Genomic DNA, 17,621 nt, shown 5'->3' on the forward strand with positions numbered 1-17,621 from the left:
TGAAAAATCCCATCTGTTTTGTAACCATAAAAAGCTCCTACATTTCCACCTACATAAGAACGGGTAATATCTTGCCAGTCATCAACAAAAGTTGGTGCGAACTGGGAAGAAAATTTCACAAATTCTTCTCCTCCAAGACTAGTAATTTCGTTGTCAATTGTTGTTAGATTAGCAGAAATATCCCATGTGAATTCTCCTTGAGTTTTTCTATAACCAAGCAAAAATTCAAAACCTTTATTCTGGATATTACCCGCATTTACTGGTCCAGAAGTAAAACCTGTTTGGGCTGGCTTTGTTTGGTACAACAAGAAATCTTTAGATTCTTTGTTGAAATAGTCCACTGTAAAATAAATTTTTCCATCAAGTAATTCTCCATCAATACCTAAATCAGTCTGAATTTGAGTTTCCCATTTCAAGGTACTGTTAGCTAATCCTGTTGGTGCCAGACCTGGCCAAAGTTGACCTCCAAAAGTATATCCGGCATCGTCTCCATTTACACCATTAGCATAAGTTGTTTTGTAAAGAAAAGGTCCAATTCCTTTGTAATTTCCTGTTTCTCCATAGCTTCCTCTTAACTTTAATACGTTAAAAATGCTATTTTTCATAAAAGATTCCTCATCTATGTTCCAACCCGCACCTGCAGAATAAAACGGAGAATATGGATCTTCTAAAAATCGATCTCCAACACCATCTCTTCTCGCTGTTGCTGTTACATAATATTTATTATCAAAGCTATAATTTAATCTTGCAAATTGACTCGCCAATGTACTGGTACGTGTATATCCATTTGTGTAATCAATTTTTCCAGCTGCCGATAAATCTCTTATATCATTACTTAAAAAATCTGAACCTCTTGTTGATAAAACTTCGGTAGTTCCTCTTTGAGCAGAAACCCCTATCAATAAATTGATTTTACTTTTGCCAAAAGATTTCGTGTAGTCTAATAATCCTTCAGCAATCCAATCATTATATAAATTATGAGAAATAGCATAAGATGCATTTGCTCTATTATCCGCATTGGCAGAACTACGGAAATAAGATGGTAAAAACTGAGCTCTATTATCACTAATAGTCGTAAAACCATAATTCCCTTTAATATTCAAACCTTCAATAATATCATATTCTAAGCCTAAATTGGCTTGTGTAGTATATTTTGCGTTATCATTATCTTGTTCTAAAGCTTGAGCCAAGACATTTGTACTTGTTGCAAATTGACTTACATCTCTAAAAGCACCATACAAACCATTATGATAAGGTAAATTTGTTCCTGTTGTATTAGACAAATAAGGAACGTTTGTGAATATTTTCCCTAAGTTATCATAACCACCACTTAACGATGTGTAAGTAGATTGTTTACTGTATTTTACATCCGCTTTGGCTCTAAATTTTTTGGTGATATCAAAATCACCTTTTAAACCTAAATTCCATTTTTTACTGGATGAACCTACAACAATTCCTTCTTCATCAGTAAGTCCAGCAGTTAAAGCTGCCCTTACATTATCACTTCCCCCTCTAATAGAAACATTAGTTCCGTATCTAACCGCAGATCTAAAAGCATAATCTTGCCAATCCACATTTGTTAAACCAGCCCCAGAATTCGCCCATTCAGGTAATGTTGCAACACCTTGAGCTGTACCCAGATCATTAGCAAATTTAGCAAACTGATTAACATTCAATAAGTCTATTTTTTTATGCAAATCACTTGTACTCAACCAAGTATTAAACTCAACAGCCATTGCACCTTTTTTAGCACTTTTGGTTTGCACAATCACAACTCCGTTACTTGCTCTAACTCCATACAAGGCTGAAGCAGAAGCATCTTTCAAAACAGAAATAGACTGAATATCATTAGGATTCAAATACGAAATATCTTCTATTGGGTATCCATCAACTATATATAATGGCGATGTACTTCCAAAAGAGCCGACGCCACGAATATTTACCGATATTCCTGAACCAGGAGCTCCAGAATCTTGTGTCACTTGCAAACCAGCAACTTTACCTTGCAAAGCCTGATCTACGGACGTTACTGGCATGCTTGTTAGTTTTTCTGAAGTTATTACCCCTACAGCACCAGTTAAGTCTTTTTTAGTGGTTTTTCCGTACGCCACCACTACAACTTCTTCTAATTTTTTCGAATCCGACTCGAGTACGATATTAATTTTTGTTTTTTCACCAACACTAACTTCTTGAGTAACAAAGCCTATGAATGAAAAAACCAAAACATCTGTTGATTTCAAACCGTTCAATATGTAATTTCCGTCAAAATCGGTTGTGCTTCCGTTGTTTGTTCCTTTTACAGTTACATTAACCCCTGGCAAGGCCCCATTAATATCTTTTACATTTCCCGATACGCTTGTTTGTGAAAAAGCAAAACTATTTGTCAATAAAAATAAAAACAACAATAGTAACTTATGATAATTAAACTTCCGATGAATTAAATTAAATAATGATTTTTCCATAATAATAAATTTGTTAGTTAGATTAAACAATCTCTGTAGTGAGGAGATTATTTTTTGGCATTGGTTGAATACCAAATAATTGACAAATTTATAATAGGATTTTACATCATATTGATATTATTATATCATTTAACGATAATATATTTTCAAAATCAAAGCTATAATTACACATAATTAAATTTAGATGGTAATTTTTTACGACATTATTATTTAATTCTTAAAATCACACATAAGTAATAATTAATAAAAACAAAAAAAACTCTTTGAAATACTTCTCAAAGAGTTTTGATAAATAATAATCATAAATGTTATAAGATCCTTTTCAATCCAGAGAAATCATCACGATATTGACTTGGAGTACATTTTTTAAAAGCCTTAAAACTTCTATTGAAATTAGCAATATTATTAAACCCAGATTTAAACGCAACCTCCGAAATACTTAGATCTTTTTCCACCAACCATCTGGCAGCATAACCTATTCGAATGTCATTTATATAATTGACAAATGTTTTCCCGGTGCGTTTTTTTATAAATCTGTTAAAAGAAATAGTTGTCATACTAGCAACTCCTGCCACTTCTTCTAACGACAATTTTTCTGCAAAATTCTTTTGAATATAATCATATATTAATTTCATCTTATCATATTCCTCAAATGTGTCATTTTCGACTGTAAATGTTGACAAAAGCCTTTGATTACGAGAGTTTGCAAGATCATATAGTATGGATATAATTTCCAGAAAATAATCCATTCCATCCAATTTGGATATCTTTATCAACCTTGGAGTAAGCATTTCAGCAACCTGTTTTGAAAATAAAATACCATGCACAGATCTATTAAACATTTCTTTAATAGGAGTCATAATTCTTCTCGACAGTAGAAAATCATGAAAAAGATCATGATGAAACTGAATTGTTATTTCATGAATATCTTTGCTTTTGCATTTATACTGTTCCCAACCGTGATACAAATTAGGCCCCACCAAAACCAGCTCAATATCATCAATTTCCTCAATATTATCTCCTACAACACGCTTTACTCCTTTTCCATTTAATATAAAATTAATCTCAAATTCGGGATGATAATGAATAGGATAATCGAATTCATCTTTAGTTCTGTCAAAAACTAGAAAGCTATCTTGAGACGCGAGCGGAACTATTTCTCTATGAAATTTTTTGAAACTACTCATAATTTTTTTTTGTTTGCAATAATAAGATATAAAATTGATAAAATAATATTAATTCAAAAGATGTTATTATTATCTTTAAAAATGGATTTATTTCATAAAAAAAAACATATTCAAAGCTTCAAATTATTTTAAAAGAAATTACCATACGTATGACTTTCTAAAAAAAATATCCCCTAATCTTTCGACCAGAGGATATCTTCAACTAATTCAAAAATCTATAAAAATCCAATATCGTCTATATAGATAATATTATCTGAGGTAAGTGGTATGTTGGAAAATTCTTGTATAAATACATTATTAAAAGTTCCTCCATCTAATGATTCAGGATGCAAATCTGAGATAGGAATTGAAATATTATTCCATGTACCTGGGATCAAAGTAACTGTAGTACCTTTGCTAGTGTTGCCTGTTTCGCTATTTATCGTTATAAAAATCTTAGTACTTTCGGTAGAATATACAGACATTTTAAGCAATTGATAATCTGCAGTATCTAAAACTAAATCGGAATTCATAAAAAATCCTGACCAAGGTTCTGCTACTTTTTTAATAGAATATGTACCTCTACTTACATTTTCAGTACTTTGAGCATCATAACTCCCTCCCCAGTCGTAAGCCCAACTTGGCAATGAATCTCCATAAAATAAGTACTTAACACCTATACTGCTAGGTTTAGAAACACCAAACTCAGTCTCTACAACAACAACACCATAAGTACCAAAATCAGCCGGCACTTTTACACGCATTTCGTATCTTGTTGGTGTTCCTTCAATCTCTGCCTCAGTATTATTAAATTTAACTGATTTTATTGATACAAAATTATCACCGTACAGTGTAATGATATCTCCAGGAGAAGCAAATGCTGTAGAAGCCCTAGAAATAACTGGTGCTGGAGCATTAATTTTAAATGGATAAACTACTGTACCACCTTTTGTAACCAATTTCAATTCATTCGAAACATTCTCAAACGGTGTGTTTTGATCAATTGTGACAAAAATAGTATTATCCGTAACCAATGCTGGATTAAAATAGGACTCTTTTCCGTTGAAATAAATTTTTTGGAGTCCTGAAAAGCCAGACCCTTTGATGATATACATTACTCCGGCATAACCTACCGAAGTCAACGAATCATTATGTGCAGGATTAACTGGTTTTGAGCTGCTCATTGCCTTACTTACACTATCAATTTTAAGTGGAGCAAGCTGCGCATCATCATCCGAACAAGATCCGAAACTAATTAAAAATATTGAAGCCATTACAAACAAGCTCAATATGTTATATATTTTTAAATTTTTCATATGTTACTATTTATTATTTTTTATCGGTTATATATATTGCATATCGTCATTGGTGTCTACCTCATCAATTGTCATTATATTTTAGTATTCAATGATTGTCAATTGTAGCCAATTTTACGGTGATGCTTATTTCATATTACCTTTTTATTAAACTAATTATTTAAATTCATAAGCTACTGGTGGATCTAGCAGCTTAGGATTTGTAACAACTTCGCTGGCCGGAATTGGAAAAATAAAATCAGACTCAACTGGAGTAACATAAAGACTTCCTCCCCACTGTCCTCTATTTTGTTTTTTAATCAATTCAATAGCTTCGGCTCTTGGCAAACGACATAAATCATACCAATACTCCCCTTCGAAAGCGAACTCCAATCTTCTTTGTTGAATCAAATCAGCATGAGTAATTGTAGTTACAGAAGGTAGTCCTGCTCTATTCAAGACTTGATTATAAGATCTCAAGGCTGTTGCATCCGAAGTGCTTGAATTTACACCCATAATTGCTTCCGCATTTATCAGTAACAAATCGGCATAACGCATAATATACATACAGCCACTAGTTCCATAAGCATCTTGAGGCCCAGTTTCATCTGTTTGTTTACCAAGAACAAATTTTTTAACATAAGATCCTGTTGCCGTACCTGAAGCAATTTTACTGCTAAAAGTATAACTGCTTCCTTGATCAGACACCAAATTAGAATATACATCACCTGATTTCATGAAAGTTTCTTTTCTTCTTTTGTCTTCAGGCTTATACTGACTCTGGATATCTGGAGTTGGAACATAACTAGCCCCCCAAGTACATTCAGTAAGCGAAGATGGGCCATATTGGATTGCATTGTAATTACTAAAACCCCAACCCATTGTAATAAATTGCCAAGAAAAAATAGACTCCTCGTTATTGTTATTTGATGGTAAAAACAAGTCTCCGAATGATTTTGCTGGTAATTCTGCCCCTCCTAAAAGCTTAAATTCACCACTAGCAATTACCTCATTTGATAATTTTACAGCTTCAGCATATTCTTTTCTGTACAAATGCACTTTAGCTAAAAAAGATTTTGCAGCACCGCTTGACAATCTAATATTTTCCGATTTATTTCCACCTCTAATTTTAGACGGCAAATTATTTACCGCATATTGGAAATCTCTTTTTATAAGAGTATAAACATCATCCACTGGATTTGTATTGATTAACGGATTTTGCATAAAGTCAAAATTGTTTTCAATAATTGGAACGTTCCCAAATAGTCTCACTAAGTAAAAATAGGCTAGCCCACGCATGAAATGAGCTTCGGCAACAGCAGTTTTTACAGTAACCGGGTTTACATCCGGACCAACATTTTTCTCTAAATTATTGATCAAGTTATTAGACTGAACCACAACAGAGAAACAAGTAGCCCATGGATCAGATAATGCCGGACTATTGGAGGTAAGTGAAAATGTTACCAATTCAGCGGCGTCAGCGCCTGCCTGACAATTTCCACTGGCCAACTCTCCTAATCCAACGTACCACTTTGTAGCAAAGGGCATCCATATTTTACCATAAAACGGAGTAAGACTAGCATCAACCTGTTCATTGGACGAATAAAAATTATCCATTGTATAACTATCTTCAGATGGTCGGTTCAAAAAATCATCACTACATGCTGATGACAGGAAAATAAGTGCCAATACGGCAATTATCTTTATATTTTTTATATTTTTCATAGCTGATTATAAATTAAAATTCAACATTTAATCCAAATGTGAAGGTTCTTGGTGATGGGTATCTACCATTATCTATTCCACTTAATAATACATCTTGATTTGTAGAACCAATCTCAGGGTCATATCCAGAATAGTCAGTGAACGTATATAAATTTTGAACTCCAGCATGCAATCTTAATCTTGTCAATCTAGCTTGAGAAATGACATTTGAAGGAAGATTGTATCCGAAAACTAAAGACTGTATTCTTAGATAAGAACCATCTTCGATATAACGATCAGAAATCAATAAGTTTGCATGGCCAATACCAACAACTGGTCTTGGAAATTTCGCATCTGTATTATCAGCAGTATAGAAATCTGCCGCCTCTGCAAGTTGATTTTGATACAATGAAGTGTTCATTGTGCCAGTTCTTCTTGTCAAGTTTAAAATTTTAGTTCCTTGAGCACCTTGCACAAAAACATTTAAATCAAAATTTTTATATTTAAAAACATTATTGAATCCAAAAGTGAATTTTGGTTGAGGATTACCAATTGCAACTACGTCTTTTTCATTTATTATCCCATCCCCATTTTGATCTTTATATTCAACATCCCCTAAAGAGCTTGGTGCTGGTTTTGTTCCTGTAAAAGGTACAGCTGCTTGGTCTAATTGTTCTTGAGTTCTAATGATTCCCAATGATTGGTATCCATAAAACTGCCCTATTGGTTGTCCTACTACAGTGTTTGTAACTACTGCTTGTGTGTAGTCATTCAGCATTGTTGTTTTGGCTAAATTTATACCATTTAACATACTTACTAATTCGTTCTCATTTTTAGAATATAGCAAAGTTGAACTCCAACTAAAGTTTTCACCAAATGTTTCTTTATAGTTTATAGAAAGGTCAATACCCTGGTTTTGCATACTTCCAACATTTGATATCGGTGCCGATACCCCTCCTTGATAATCAGAGCCACCAGTAAGATAAATTGGTAATGGCAATGGATATAAAAATCCAGCTGATTTTTTTCTATAAAAATCAACAATAGTTGACAACTTGGATTCAAACAAAGCAAACTCTAATCCTAAATCAACTTGTTTTGAATTTTCCCAAGTTACATCTGGATTAGCAAAATTACTTGCTAAAAACCCGTTCCCATTATACACTGGCATTGTTGTCAATCGAGAAGTATAGGCTCCGCCAGCGATATTTTGGTTTCCAGTTTCTCCATAACTAGCTCTTAACTTGATATTATCAACATATTTTTTTGTCTTTTCCATGAAAGACTCATTTGATAACTTCCAAGAAACAGCTGCAGAAGGGAAATAACCCCATTTATTACCTTCACCAAATTTAGAACTTCCATCTGCTCTCCAAGTTCCTGTAAAACCATATCTGTTGTCATATTCATAATTTACTCTTGTAAATAAAGAATACAAAGAACTGCTTCCTTTATAATCGGTACCTATCAAGGTAGATTTGTCTCCTAAATTGATTGTTGGATTATTGTTACTTACAAAATCTTTTACAGAGTATGAATTTCCGTTCCAATGATTATCATTTGCTTCTTGCCCCAATAACAAGTTAACATTATGATCACCAAAACTGTGAGCATAAGACAGTAAGTTTTTTACGTTCATCGAACTCCAATTTTGAGCTCTTGAAGTAAATTCAGCATGCTCATTTACCGATGTTCCCCAAACATAGCTTGGTTTAAATTCTGTATTTTCAGAAAATTCAGCGTTACCACCAATTTCAAAACGATACGTAAGACCTTCCGTAAATCTCACTTCCGAAAAGAAGTTCCCCATGAAATTTTTTCTAATCAAATTATTGGTATTTAATAATGCCTGAGCTACAGGATTAATAAAATATCCCTCACTTCCTCCTGGAGGCGGTCCAGCATAAGTTCCATCCAAATTTTTAACAACAACATCAGGAGAACTTAATAGCGAAGTACTAATAATACCATTACTAGAACCATTAAGAGTAATATCTTCATCAGAAAAACCTGCCGTTAAGTTGAAACCCATTCTTAACCAATCTTTTACTTTTGCATCCAAGTTTCCTCTGAAAGTATATTTTTTATAAGCTGAACCTATCACAGTACCCTCTTGATTGATAGCTCCTCCTGACACAAAATAGTTAATATCTTCTTTCCCGCCAGAAATAGATAATTGATGGCTCTTAAGAATTCCAGTTTGATAAATTTCGCCTTGCCAATCTGTTCCCTGACCTAATAAAGATGGGTCCACAAACTCTGGACGCAATCCATAACCATAAACATTTGACAATGCATTTTGTTGGGTTGCATACTGTTGAAGGCTCATTGTTTTAAGAAGTTTGGCCTGAGATTGCACTGCAAAATAAGTGTCATACACTAATTTTCCAGTTCCTTTTTTACCAGATTTAGTTGTTATAACAACAACACCATTTGCTCCTCTCGAACCATATATTGCTGTTGCGGCCGCATCCTTTAAAATATCCATACTTTCAATGTCATTCGGATTCAGAAAAGCAATTGGACTTACCACAACATTTGCAGGATTATCTTTTGAATGCGCTCCTGCCAATGGTCTTCCGCTAGTAGATTGATTATTACCATCACCAGAAATTGGAATACCATCAACAACATACAAAGGCTCGTTGGTTCCTCCTATTGAAGTTGCTCCACGAATATTGACAGAAACACTACTGCCTGGTTGACCAGAGTTATTCGTTACATAAACTCCAGCTGCTCTACCTTGCATCATTTTATCAACACTTACTAATGGAAGATCTTGTAAGTCTTTACCCTGAATGTTTGCAATTGAGCTATTAATGTAGCCTCGTTTGGAGCTACCATATCCCACTCGGATTACAATTTCTTTCAATTCTTGTGAAGCGTTAGTCAACACTACATCAAGTGTAGTTCGGCCTTCGACAATTATGTTTTTAGTAGAAAATCCTAAGAATGAAAAAGACAAAATAGCATTTGGTGATGCATCAATAGTATAAGTACCGTCAAAACCGGATGAGACCGATTTCTTAGTCCCTGTATTAGTAACATTGACACCAGCTAATGGCGTCCCACTAGCATCTTTAATAGTACCCTGAATTTTGGTCTGGGCAAAAATAAAGCTGCTTGTTAATAAGAAAAACATCATTGAAATCGATGCTATATCGATTTTCCAATGATCAAAATTAAAAAGTAATTTTTTCATCATAAAATTATTAGGTTAAATTCATAATCTCAGACGAGGAATGTCTGAGATTTTTTTGGGCATTATTTTTGGATTTGTACCTAACAAAACTATGACGGTCGTTAATATTATGTTAATACTATTGAGCCATTATATGATATTATTTCGCCAAACTAAAAAAACTCCATTACACATAATGAAACAATAACTGTGTTTATTTAAATTATTGATACTTAACAGCTCGTATTCATAAGACATATTGAATAATTCAAAAAAAAATGCCTCTTAAGTAGTTTTAAGAGGCATTTAATAAGAAAATGTCATTATTTACAAAACGTTCTCCAATTCCAAAAACCTATCACGATATTGACTTGGAGTGCATTTCTTGAAAGCTTTAAAACTCCTGTTAAAATTAGCTATATTATTAAAGCCAGATCTAAATGCAATCTCAGATATAGTAAGATCTTTCTCCACTAGCCATTTTGTTGCATATCCGAGACGGATATCATTGATATAATTGACAAAAGTATTTCCGGTCCGCTTTTTTATAAATCTATTAAAAGAAGTAGTCGTCATACTAACTGCGTTAGCCGCTTCATCCAATAATATTTTTTGAGAAAAATTCTTTTGTACGTAATCAAATATTGATTTCATTTTGTCATCCTCATCAAAAGCAGCTTTTTCGACATTTAATGTTGACAAAAGCCTTTGATTAGGGGAGTTTGCAAGATCAGAGAGTATAGAAATGATTTCCAAAAAATAATCCATTCCATTTACATCCAACTTAGATAACTTTGTCAACCTCGGAGTCAAGGTTCTAGCTACCTTATTTGAAAATGAAATACCCTGTGCTGAACGATTAAACATCTTCTTTATTGGCGCCATAGTTCGCTTAGACAACAAAAATTCATGAAAAAGCGTACCATCGAATTGAATAGTTATTACGTGTATGTTATTGCTCTTACAATTGTGCTGCTCCCAGCCATGAAGCAAATTTGGTCCTACCAAAATCAGATCAATGTTGCCCACCTCTTCTCTGCAGTCACCCACTATGCGTTTTAAACCTTTACCATTGAGAAAAAGAGAAATTTGAAATTCGGGATGATAATGTACCGGTAAATCATACTCATCTTTAGTTCTATCAAAAACCAAAAAACTATCCTGTGCTGTTAAAGGAACTATTTCTCTATGATACCTTTTACAATTGCTCATAATTATTTTTTTTGTTTGCAATAATAAGATATAAAATTGATAAAATAATATTAATTCCAAAGATGTTATTACTATATCTTTGAACACGGATTTATCTTATTAAAAGAAATACAGCGTTTAAAAAATATAAATCACTATTAATCACTATATTTTTTAACACATTAGCAAAAATTAATAAAATAAAACCTTCATTGCAAAATGAAGCCAAACTTAATATGAATCCTTTTGAATTTAATTAAGATCTAATATTCATTATCTCAACTTATGAAGAAAACACATTATATAATATCGTTTTTATTCGCTTTTAGCGCAATGCAATCAGGGTATTCACAAAAGAGTAATACTAAATTATCATTATGTGATAAGAAATCAACGAAATCTACCGTACAATTATATCAAAATTTAAACAAAACAGCGAAAAAAGGTATACTATTTGGTCATCAAGATGATTTAGCATACGGGGTAAACTGGAAATATGAAGAAGGAAGAAGTGACGTAAAAGATGTTGTTGGAGATTATCCTGCTGTGTACGGATGGGATTTAGGAGGTCTTGAATATAAATCTAATAAAAATATAGATGGAATTCCTTTTGATAAAATGAGGCAATATATCATCGACGGACACAAAAGAGGTGGTGTTATAACGATCAGTTGGCATTGCAACAATCCCTTGACTGGAGGAAATGCATGGGACACTACTCCAAAATCCTTAGCCTCTGTGTTGCCTGGGGGAGAAAGTCATGAAAAATACAAACAATGGCTTGATGAAGGGGTGAAATACATGCTTACTTTAAAAGACGAAAAAGGAGAACTTATTCCACTTTTATATCGTCCATACCATGAACTTACTGGGAATTGGTTTTGGTGGTGCAAAAACAACGGAAGTCCCGAAGAATTTAAACAACTCTGGAAATTTACTGTTGATTATTTTCAGAAAAAAGGGCTTCATAACTTGATTTATGTTTACAACACTGCCGGCGATTTTACCTCAAAAGAAGAATATCTGGAATATTATCCAGGCGCAGATTATGCTGATATTTTAAGTTTTGACAAATACCAATATAACGATCCTACACAAGACAACTCATTTGTTGAAAGCGCTCAAAAACAATTTGGAATAATAGATCAGATTGCCAAAGAGCAAAACAAAATTATAGCTTTTGCAGAGACCGGTTATGAGGCTATTCCATATAACAAATGGTGGACCAATACTTTGTTAAAATCAATGGCTAATTATAATATATCTTATGTTTTGGTATGGAGAAATCACGGTTGGCAGGAAAAAGAACAAAAAATGCATTATTATGCTCCATACAAAGGGCAAACTAGTGAAAAAGATTTTATAGATTTTTACAATTTAGATAATATCCTTTTCGAAAAAGACGCAGCAAAACTTAACCTTTACAAAAAATAAACCCCAAGATTATACTGTTAATAAAATGGAAGAAAAGATTAAATTAAAAGAAAAAATTGGTTACGGATTAGGAGATGCTGCATCGTCAATGTTTTGGAAAATTTTCAGCATGTACCTTATGTTTTTCTACACAGATGTTTTTGGAATAGCGCCAGCTGTTGTCGGAACCATGTTTTTAATTACCCGTATATGGGATTCTTGTTTTGATCCTTTAGTTGGAATTCTTGCCGATCGTACCAAAAGCCGTTGGGGTAAATTCAGACCGTATTTGTTATGGACAGCAATTCCTTTTGCAATAATTGGTGTACTTACTTTTTATACTCCAGATTTCGACGAAAAAGGAAAAATAATTTATGCTTACGTAACTTATTCGTTAATGATGATGATTTATTCTGTCATTAATGTGCCTTACGCTTCTTTATTAGGTGTAATGTCAGGGGACAGAAAAGAACGCACAACATTATCATCCTATCGTATGGTTTTCGCTTTTGGTGGGAGTTTATTAGCACTTTGGTTAATTGAGCCATTAGTAAACCATTTTGGAGGAAGTTTAAATTCCAAAGAAGGTTGGTTGTATACTATTATCGTTTTTGGAATGATCACTACGGTTTTCTTTTGGGGATGTTTTTTCTTAACAAAAGAAAGAGTTCAACCTATAAACGATGAAAAACCAAATTTAAAAGAAGACTTAAACGATCTTCTAAAAAACAGACCTTGGTGGATTCTGTTAGGTGCTGGAATTGGCGCTTTGATATTCAATTCAATTCGTGATGGAGCAGCTGTTTATTATTTTAAATATTATGTAAGCAGTACTGTAAGTTACAGTTTTAATATTTTTGGAGAGAATTTTGCAATGACTCCTACTACACTCTATTTAGTGTTAGGTCAAGCTGCAAATATTATTGGAGTAATTATAGCCACTCCTATTGCCAATAAAATTGGAAAAAAGAAAACTTTTTTCGGAGCTATGGCATTAGCAGCAATCCTAAGTGTCATTTTTTACTATTTAGGAAAAGAAGATGTAATTCTTATTATGGTTTTCCAAGTTTTAATTAGTATTTGTGCTGGTTGTATTTTCCCATTAATTTGGTCAATGTATGCAGATAGCGCTGATTACTCCGAATGGAAACAAGGCCGAAGAGCTACTGGTCTTATCTTTTCAGCTTCGTCCATGTCTCAAAAATTTGGATGGACAATTGGTGGTGCCGCAACGGGATGGCTTTTGGGATATTTTGGATTCCAGGCCAATGTTATTCAAACCGCTACTACACAAACCGGAATACAGTTGATGCTTAGTATTCTCCCAGCAATTGCCGCAGGTATATCCGTACTTTTTATCCTGTTCTATCCGCTTTCGGAAGAAAAACTTCAAGTTATTGAAGACGAACTTAATAATAAACGAAATATAAAATAATTAAAATATTATCTGATTTTAGCAAATTCTATTATGAATACAACAGCATTACAGCCCAATTTTAAAAAAATTAAAGCTAGTTTAGAAAACCAATTTAACACCTTAATACAAACCAAAAACGAACCACAAGATGGTGTCGGTAACGGAATTTACACACGTTACAAAAATCCGATTTTAACCGCTGCACACGCACCACTTGAATGGCGATTTGATTTTAATCCAGAAACAAATCCTTTGTTGTTGGAAAGAATTCAAATAAACGCCACTTTCAACGCAGGAGCTATAAAATGGAATGACAAATATGTTCTTGTAGCCCGTGTTGAAGGTGCTGACAGAAAATCTTTCTTCGCCATTGCCGAGAGCCCAAATGGTGTCGATAACTTCAAGTTTTGGGATAAACCTTGCGTGATTCCTCAAACAGCAGAACCCGACACTAATGTTTATGACATGCGTTTAATAAAACATGAAGACGGCTGGGTTTATGGTATTTTTTGTACCGAAAGAAAAGACCCTTCTGCCCCTACAGGTGACACTAGTACAGCAATTGCCAATGCAGGAATTGTGCGTACCAAAGATTTAATCAATTGGGAAAGATTACCTGATTTGGTTTCTAATACTGGACAACAACGCAACGTTGTATTGCATCCGGAATTTGTTGATGGAAAATACGCTTTGTACACTCGCCCTCAAGATGGATTTATTGATGTTGGAAACGGTGGCGGAATCGGACTTGGGTTTGTTGAAGACATGACTAATCCTGTTGTAAAAGAAGAAAAAATCATTTACGGAAAGCAATATCACACCGTTTACGAATTGAAAAATGGGCTTGGACCAGCACCTATCAAAACTGATAAAGGATGGTTGCATTTGGCTCACGGTGTGCGTAACACTGCTGCAGGTTTGCGTTATACATTGTACATGTTCATGACAGATCTAAATGATATTTCCAAAGTAACTCACGCTCCGGCAGGACATTTCATGGGACCTGAAGGCATAGAAAGAGTTGGAGATGTTTCGAATGTTTTATTCTCTAATGGATGGATTGAAGATAAAGACGGAACTGTTTATATCTATTACGCTTCTTCTGATACAAGAATGCACGTAGCTGTTTCTTCTGTAGAAAGATTAGTGGATTATGTGATCAATACTCCTGAGGACACATTAACTTCAGCAGGTTCTGTACAAACAATCATCAACCAGGTGAATAAAAACAAAGAAATTGCATAATCGTGAATTCAAATTTAAAAAATCTAAAAACCGAACTAAAGCTTGAACTTCAAAGCATTCTTTCCTATTGGATGGAAAAAACTGTTGATGCAAAAAACGGCGGTTTTGTTGGTCAGATAGATTACAATAACAACACAATTAGTGATGCTGAAAAAGGGTCTGTACTTAATGCACGTTTATTATGGACCTTTTCTGCAGCATATAAAATCTCAGGAAACAACGAGCATTTAAACACCGCCAAACGTGCTTTTGAATACATTTCAGAGCATTTTTACGACACTGAATTTGGTGGTATTTTTTGGAGTCTTCATGCTGATGGGACCCCAAAAGATACTAAAAACCAAATTTATGCTTTGGCTTTTGTTATCTATGGATTGAGTGAATATTATTCAGTTTCAAAAGATGAAAAAGCGTTGCAACTTGCGATTTCTTTATATTCTAAAATTCAGCAATACAGTTATGATTCTGATAAAGCCGGGTATTTAGAAGCTTTCACCCGTGATTGGCAACCTATTGAAGATTTGCGTTTAAGCGAAAAAGATGCCAACGAAAAGAAAACAATGAATACACATTTACATATTGTTGAAGGATATGCCAATTTGTATAAAGTCTGGAAAGATGAATCGTTACGAAAAGTTATTATTGAGTTACTAGAAACAATAGAAAAGTATTTCATCAATACTGAAACTGGACATTTGAGATTGTTTTTTGATGAAAATTGGGTAGAAAAAAAGGACGTCATCTCTTATGGACATGATATAGAAGCAGCCTGGCTTTTATTACAATGTGCCGAAATTGTTGCAGACGAAAATTTGATTGAACGCTATAAAAAATACGCCATTCAAATGGCAGAAGCAACAAAAGAAGGAATTGATACTGATGGTGGATTATGGTACGAATACGATCCAGAAACCAACGAATTAATGGCTGAAAAACACTGGTGGCCACAAGCCGAATTGATTATTGGTTATTTTACGGCTTGGCAACTTTCTGGTAAACAAGAATATTTGGATATTGTTCTCAAAAATTGGGAATTCACTCAAAAACACATCATCGACAAAGAAAACGGAGAGTGGTTTTGGGGTGTTAATAGCGATTACTCAAATATACAAAAAGATAAAGCTGGTTTTTGGAAATGCCCATATCACAACAGCAGAGCGTGTATTGAGTTAATTGACCGCATTTCGATTTAAATAAAACTTCAATTTAAATCCTAACGATTCCAAAAAAAAACAAATATGAAAAAATATTATACGCTTACGATTCTATCCATTTTATTTTTAGTATTTGCTTGTTCTGGAAGTGACTCAGACGCGACAACAGACATCCCTAACGATACTCCAAAAGGTGATCCACCAGTTGCAGGCGATACCGATCCATTGACCACTCAAAATGTAAAAACTTACATGGTCGATCCTAATGCAACTGCAGAAACCACTGCTCTATTTTATAATTTAAAAAAATTATCTAAAACTAAATTTGCTATTGGACAACAAGATGCATTTAATGGTTTTTACAACAATGGCGCTACAGATCAATCGGATATAAAGAAAACAACAGGATCTGATCCTGCGTTGCTAGGTTCTGATTTTATATTTATCACTGATAAAAATAATAATGAACAGGCTAATAATTGGTTTTATCAACAAGAACAAAAAACGATCAGCGATATCAAAGCGGCCTACGAAAAAGGAATGATCAATACGATGTCTTGGCATTTAAGGGAACCTAATAAAGAAGAAACTTTTTATGCCGATGACATGACTGCAGAACAAAAAGCGACAGCTTTCAAAAGTATTTTGCCAGGCGGCGCGAACCACGAATGGTATAAGAAAAAATTAGACAAAGTAGCTGCTGTTTTTTTGAAATTGAAAGATGTAAACGGAGTTTTAATTCCGGTAATTTTTAGACCTTTTCACGAGTTTGACGGAAGCTGGTTTTGGTGGGGAGCTAATTTTTGTACCGCTGACGAATACAAAACTGCCTATCAGTTTACCGTGACCTATTTGAAAGATACAAAAGGAGTTCATAATATTTTGTATGCCTTTTCTCCCGACAATTCTTATACTACATCTTCCAATTATTTGAGTCGTTATCCTGGTGATGCGTATGTAGATGTTTTGGGGATGGATAATTATGGTGACCTCAACAATCAAGGGCAAGCTGGTGCCGATAAAGCTAATGCTAAACTGAAAATATTATCTGATCTGGCGATCACCAAAGTGAAAATTGCTGCCATGACAGAAACGGGTTATAGAGTTACTACGAGTGTAAGTCCGGTAACCGATTGGTTTTCAACTTATCTTTACAATACTCTTACTGCAAATAGTATTCAGATTAGTTATATGATGTTTTGGAACAATAGTCAGGATGGTTACTATGTTCCAACGCCTTCAGCGACTAATGCCGCAGATTTTAAAACATTTGCAACCAAAACGAAATCAGCTTTGTTAAATACTTTGCCGAAGATGTATGAAATGCCAAAATGAATTTAAATTAGAACCAAAATATTTTAAAATAACGTAAAGCCCTAGCCCTGATAGTAGT

The 17,621-nt window shown here is 33.9% G+C and carries 11 protein-coding genes; 5 read left to right on the forward strand and 6 right to left on the reverse strand.

What is annotated here, in order from left to right; genetic code table 11:
* The 6 genes from VLC96_RS14790 to VLC96_RS14815 all read right to left on the reverse strand — a co-directional run.
* A partial coding sequence (locus VLC96_RS14790) for a SusC/RagA family TonB-linked outer membrane protein (protein WP_325264127.1) occupies positions 1-2,462 on the reverse strand: 2,462 nt, incomplete at its 3' end.
* A gap of 308 nt (positions 2,463-2,770) precedes the next feature.
* A complete protein-coding gene (locus tag VLC96_RS14795) occupies positions 2,771-3,649 on the reverse strand; it encodes a helix-turn-helix domain-containing protein (protein WP_325264129.1) in 879 nt (292 codons plus the stop codon).
* 215 nt (positions 3,650-3,864) lie between these two features.
* The gene (locus VLC96_RS14800; RefSeq protein WP_325264131.1) at positions 3,865-4,944 is read right to left on the reverse strand and encodes an IPT/TIG domain-containing protein; all 1,080 of its coding nucleotides are present in this window, start codon (positions 4,942-4,944) and stop codon (positions 3,865-3,867) included.
* A 156-nt stretch (positions 4,945-5,100) separates the two neighbouring features.
* Positions 5,101-6,648, reverse strand: a complete 1,548-nt coding sequence (locus VLC96_RS14805) for a RagB/SusD family nutrient uptake outer membrane protein (protein ID WP_325264133.1) — start codon at positions 6,646-6,648, stop codon at positions 5,101-5,103.
* Between the two features lie 13 nt (positions 6,649-6,661).
* Positions 6,662-9,832, reverse strand: a complete 3,171-nt coding sequence (locus VLC96_RS14810) for a SusC/RagA family TonB-linked outer membrane protein (protein ID WP_325264135.1) — start codon at positions 9,830-9,832, stop codon at positions 6,662-6,664.
* Positions 9,833-10,135: 303 nt separating this feature from the next.
* The gene (locus VLC96_RS14815) at positions 10,136-11,020 is read right to left on the reverse strand and encodes an AraC family transcriptional regulator (RefSeq protein WP_325264137.1); all 885 of its coding nucleotides are present in this window, start codon (positions 11,018-11,020) and stop codon (positions 10,136-10,138) included.
* Between the two features lie 264 nt (positions 11,021-11,284).
* On the opposite strand from VLC96_RS14815, the gene VLC96_RS14820 reads away from it, so the two are divergent.
* The 5 genes from VLC96_RS14820 to VLC96_RS14840 are packed head-to-tail and all read left to right on the forward strand — an operon-like array spanning position 11,285 to position 17,563.
* Complete coding sequence (locus tag VLC96_RS14820; protein ID WP_325264138.1) at positions 11,285-12,433, forward strand: glycoside hydrolase family 26 protein; 1,149 nt, start codon at positions 11,285-11,287, stop codon at positions 12,431-12,433.
* Between the two features lie 25 nt (positions 12,434-12,458).
* The gene (locus VLC96_RS14825) at positions 12,459-13,847 is read left to right on the forward strand and encodes an MFS transporter (protein ID WP_325264139.1); all 1,389 of its coding nucleotides are present in this window, start codon (positions 12,459-12,461) and stop codon (positions 13,845-13,847) included.
* 33 nt (positions 13,848-13,880) lie between these two features.
* The gene (locus VLC96_RS14830) at positions 13,881-15,074 is read left to right on the forward strand and encodes a glycoside hydrolase family 130 protein (RefSeq protein ID WP_325264140.1); all 1,194 of its coding nucleotides are present in this window, start codon (positions 13,881-13,883) and stop codon (positions 15,072-15,074) included.
* A gap of 2 nt (positions 15,075-15,076) precedes the next feature.
* Positions 15,077-16,267 (forward strand): AGE family epimerase/isomerase, encoded by a 1,191-nt coding sequence (locus VLC96_RS14835; RefSeq protein ID WP_325264141.1) that lies wholly within the window; start codon positions 15,077-15,079, stop codon positions 16,265-16,267.
* 45 nt (positions 16,268-16,312) lie between these two features.
* Positions 16,313-17,563 carry a glycoside hydrolase family 26 protein gene (locus VLC96_RS14840; protein WP_325264142.1) on the forward strand — a complete coding sequence of 417 codons (1,251 nt, stop codon included), beginning with the start codon at positions 16,313-16,315 and terminating at the stop codon, positions 17,561-17,563.
* The last annotated feature ends 58 nt before the right edge of the window (positions 17,564-17,621 follow it).

The organism is Flavobacterium sp., assembly GCF_035456085.1.
Classification (GTDB): domain Bacteria; phylum Bacteroidota; class Bacteroidia; order Flavobacteriales; family Flavobacteriaceae; genus Flavobacterium.

Bases quoted from the DNA above. Each gene is read 5' to 3' on its own strand.
- VLC96_RS14795 (WP_325264129.1), bottom strand. From the start codon at position 3,649: ATGAGTAGTTTCAAAAAATTTCATAGAGAAATAGTTCCGCTCGCGTCT.
- VLC96_RS14800 (WP_325264131.1), bottom strand. From the start codon at position 4,944: ATGAAAAATTTAAAAATATATAACATATTGAGCTTGTTTGTAATGGCT.
- VLC96_RS14805 (WP_325264133.1), bottom strand. From the start codon at position 6,648: ATGAAAAATATAAAAAATATAAAGATAATTGCCGTATTGGCACTTATT.
- VLC96_RS14810 (WP_325264135.1), bottom strand. From the start codon at position 9,832: ATGATGAAAAAATTACTTTTTAATTTTGATCATTGGAAAATCGATATA.
- VLC96_RS14815 (WP_325264137.1), bottom strand. From the start codon at position 11,020: ATGAGCAATTGTAAAAGGTATCATAGAGAAATAGTTCCTTTAACAGCA.
- VLC96_RS14820 (WP_325264138.1), top strand. From the start codon at position 11,285: ATGAAGAAAACACATTATATAATATCGTTTTTATTCGCTTTTAGCGCA.
- VLC96_RS14825 (WP_325264139.1), top strand. From the start codon at position 12,459: ATGGAAGAAAAGATTAAATTAAAAGAAAAAATTGGTTACGGATTAGGA.
- VLC96_RS14830 (WP_325264140.1), top strand. From the start codon at position 13,881: ATGAATACAACAGCATTACAGCCCAATTTTAAAAAAATTAAAGCTAGT.
- VLC96_RS14840 (WP_325264142.1), top strand. From the start codon at position 16,313: ATGAAAAAATATTATACGCTTACGATTCTATCCATTTTATTTTTAGTA.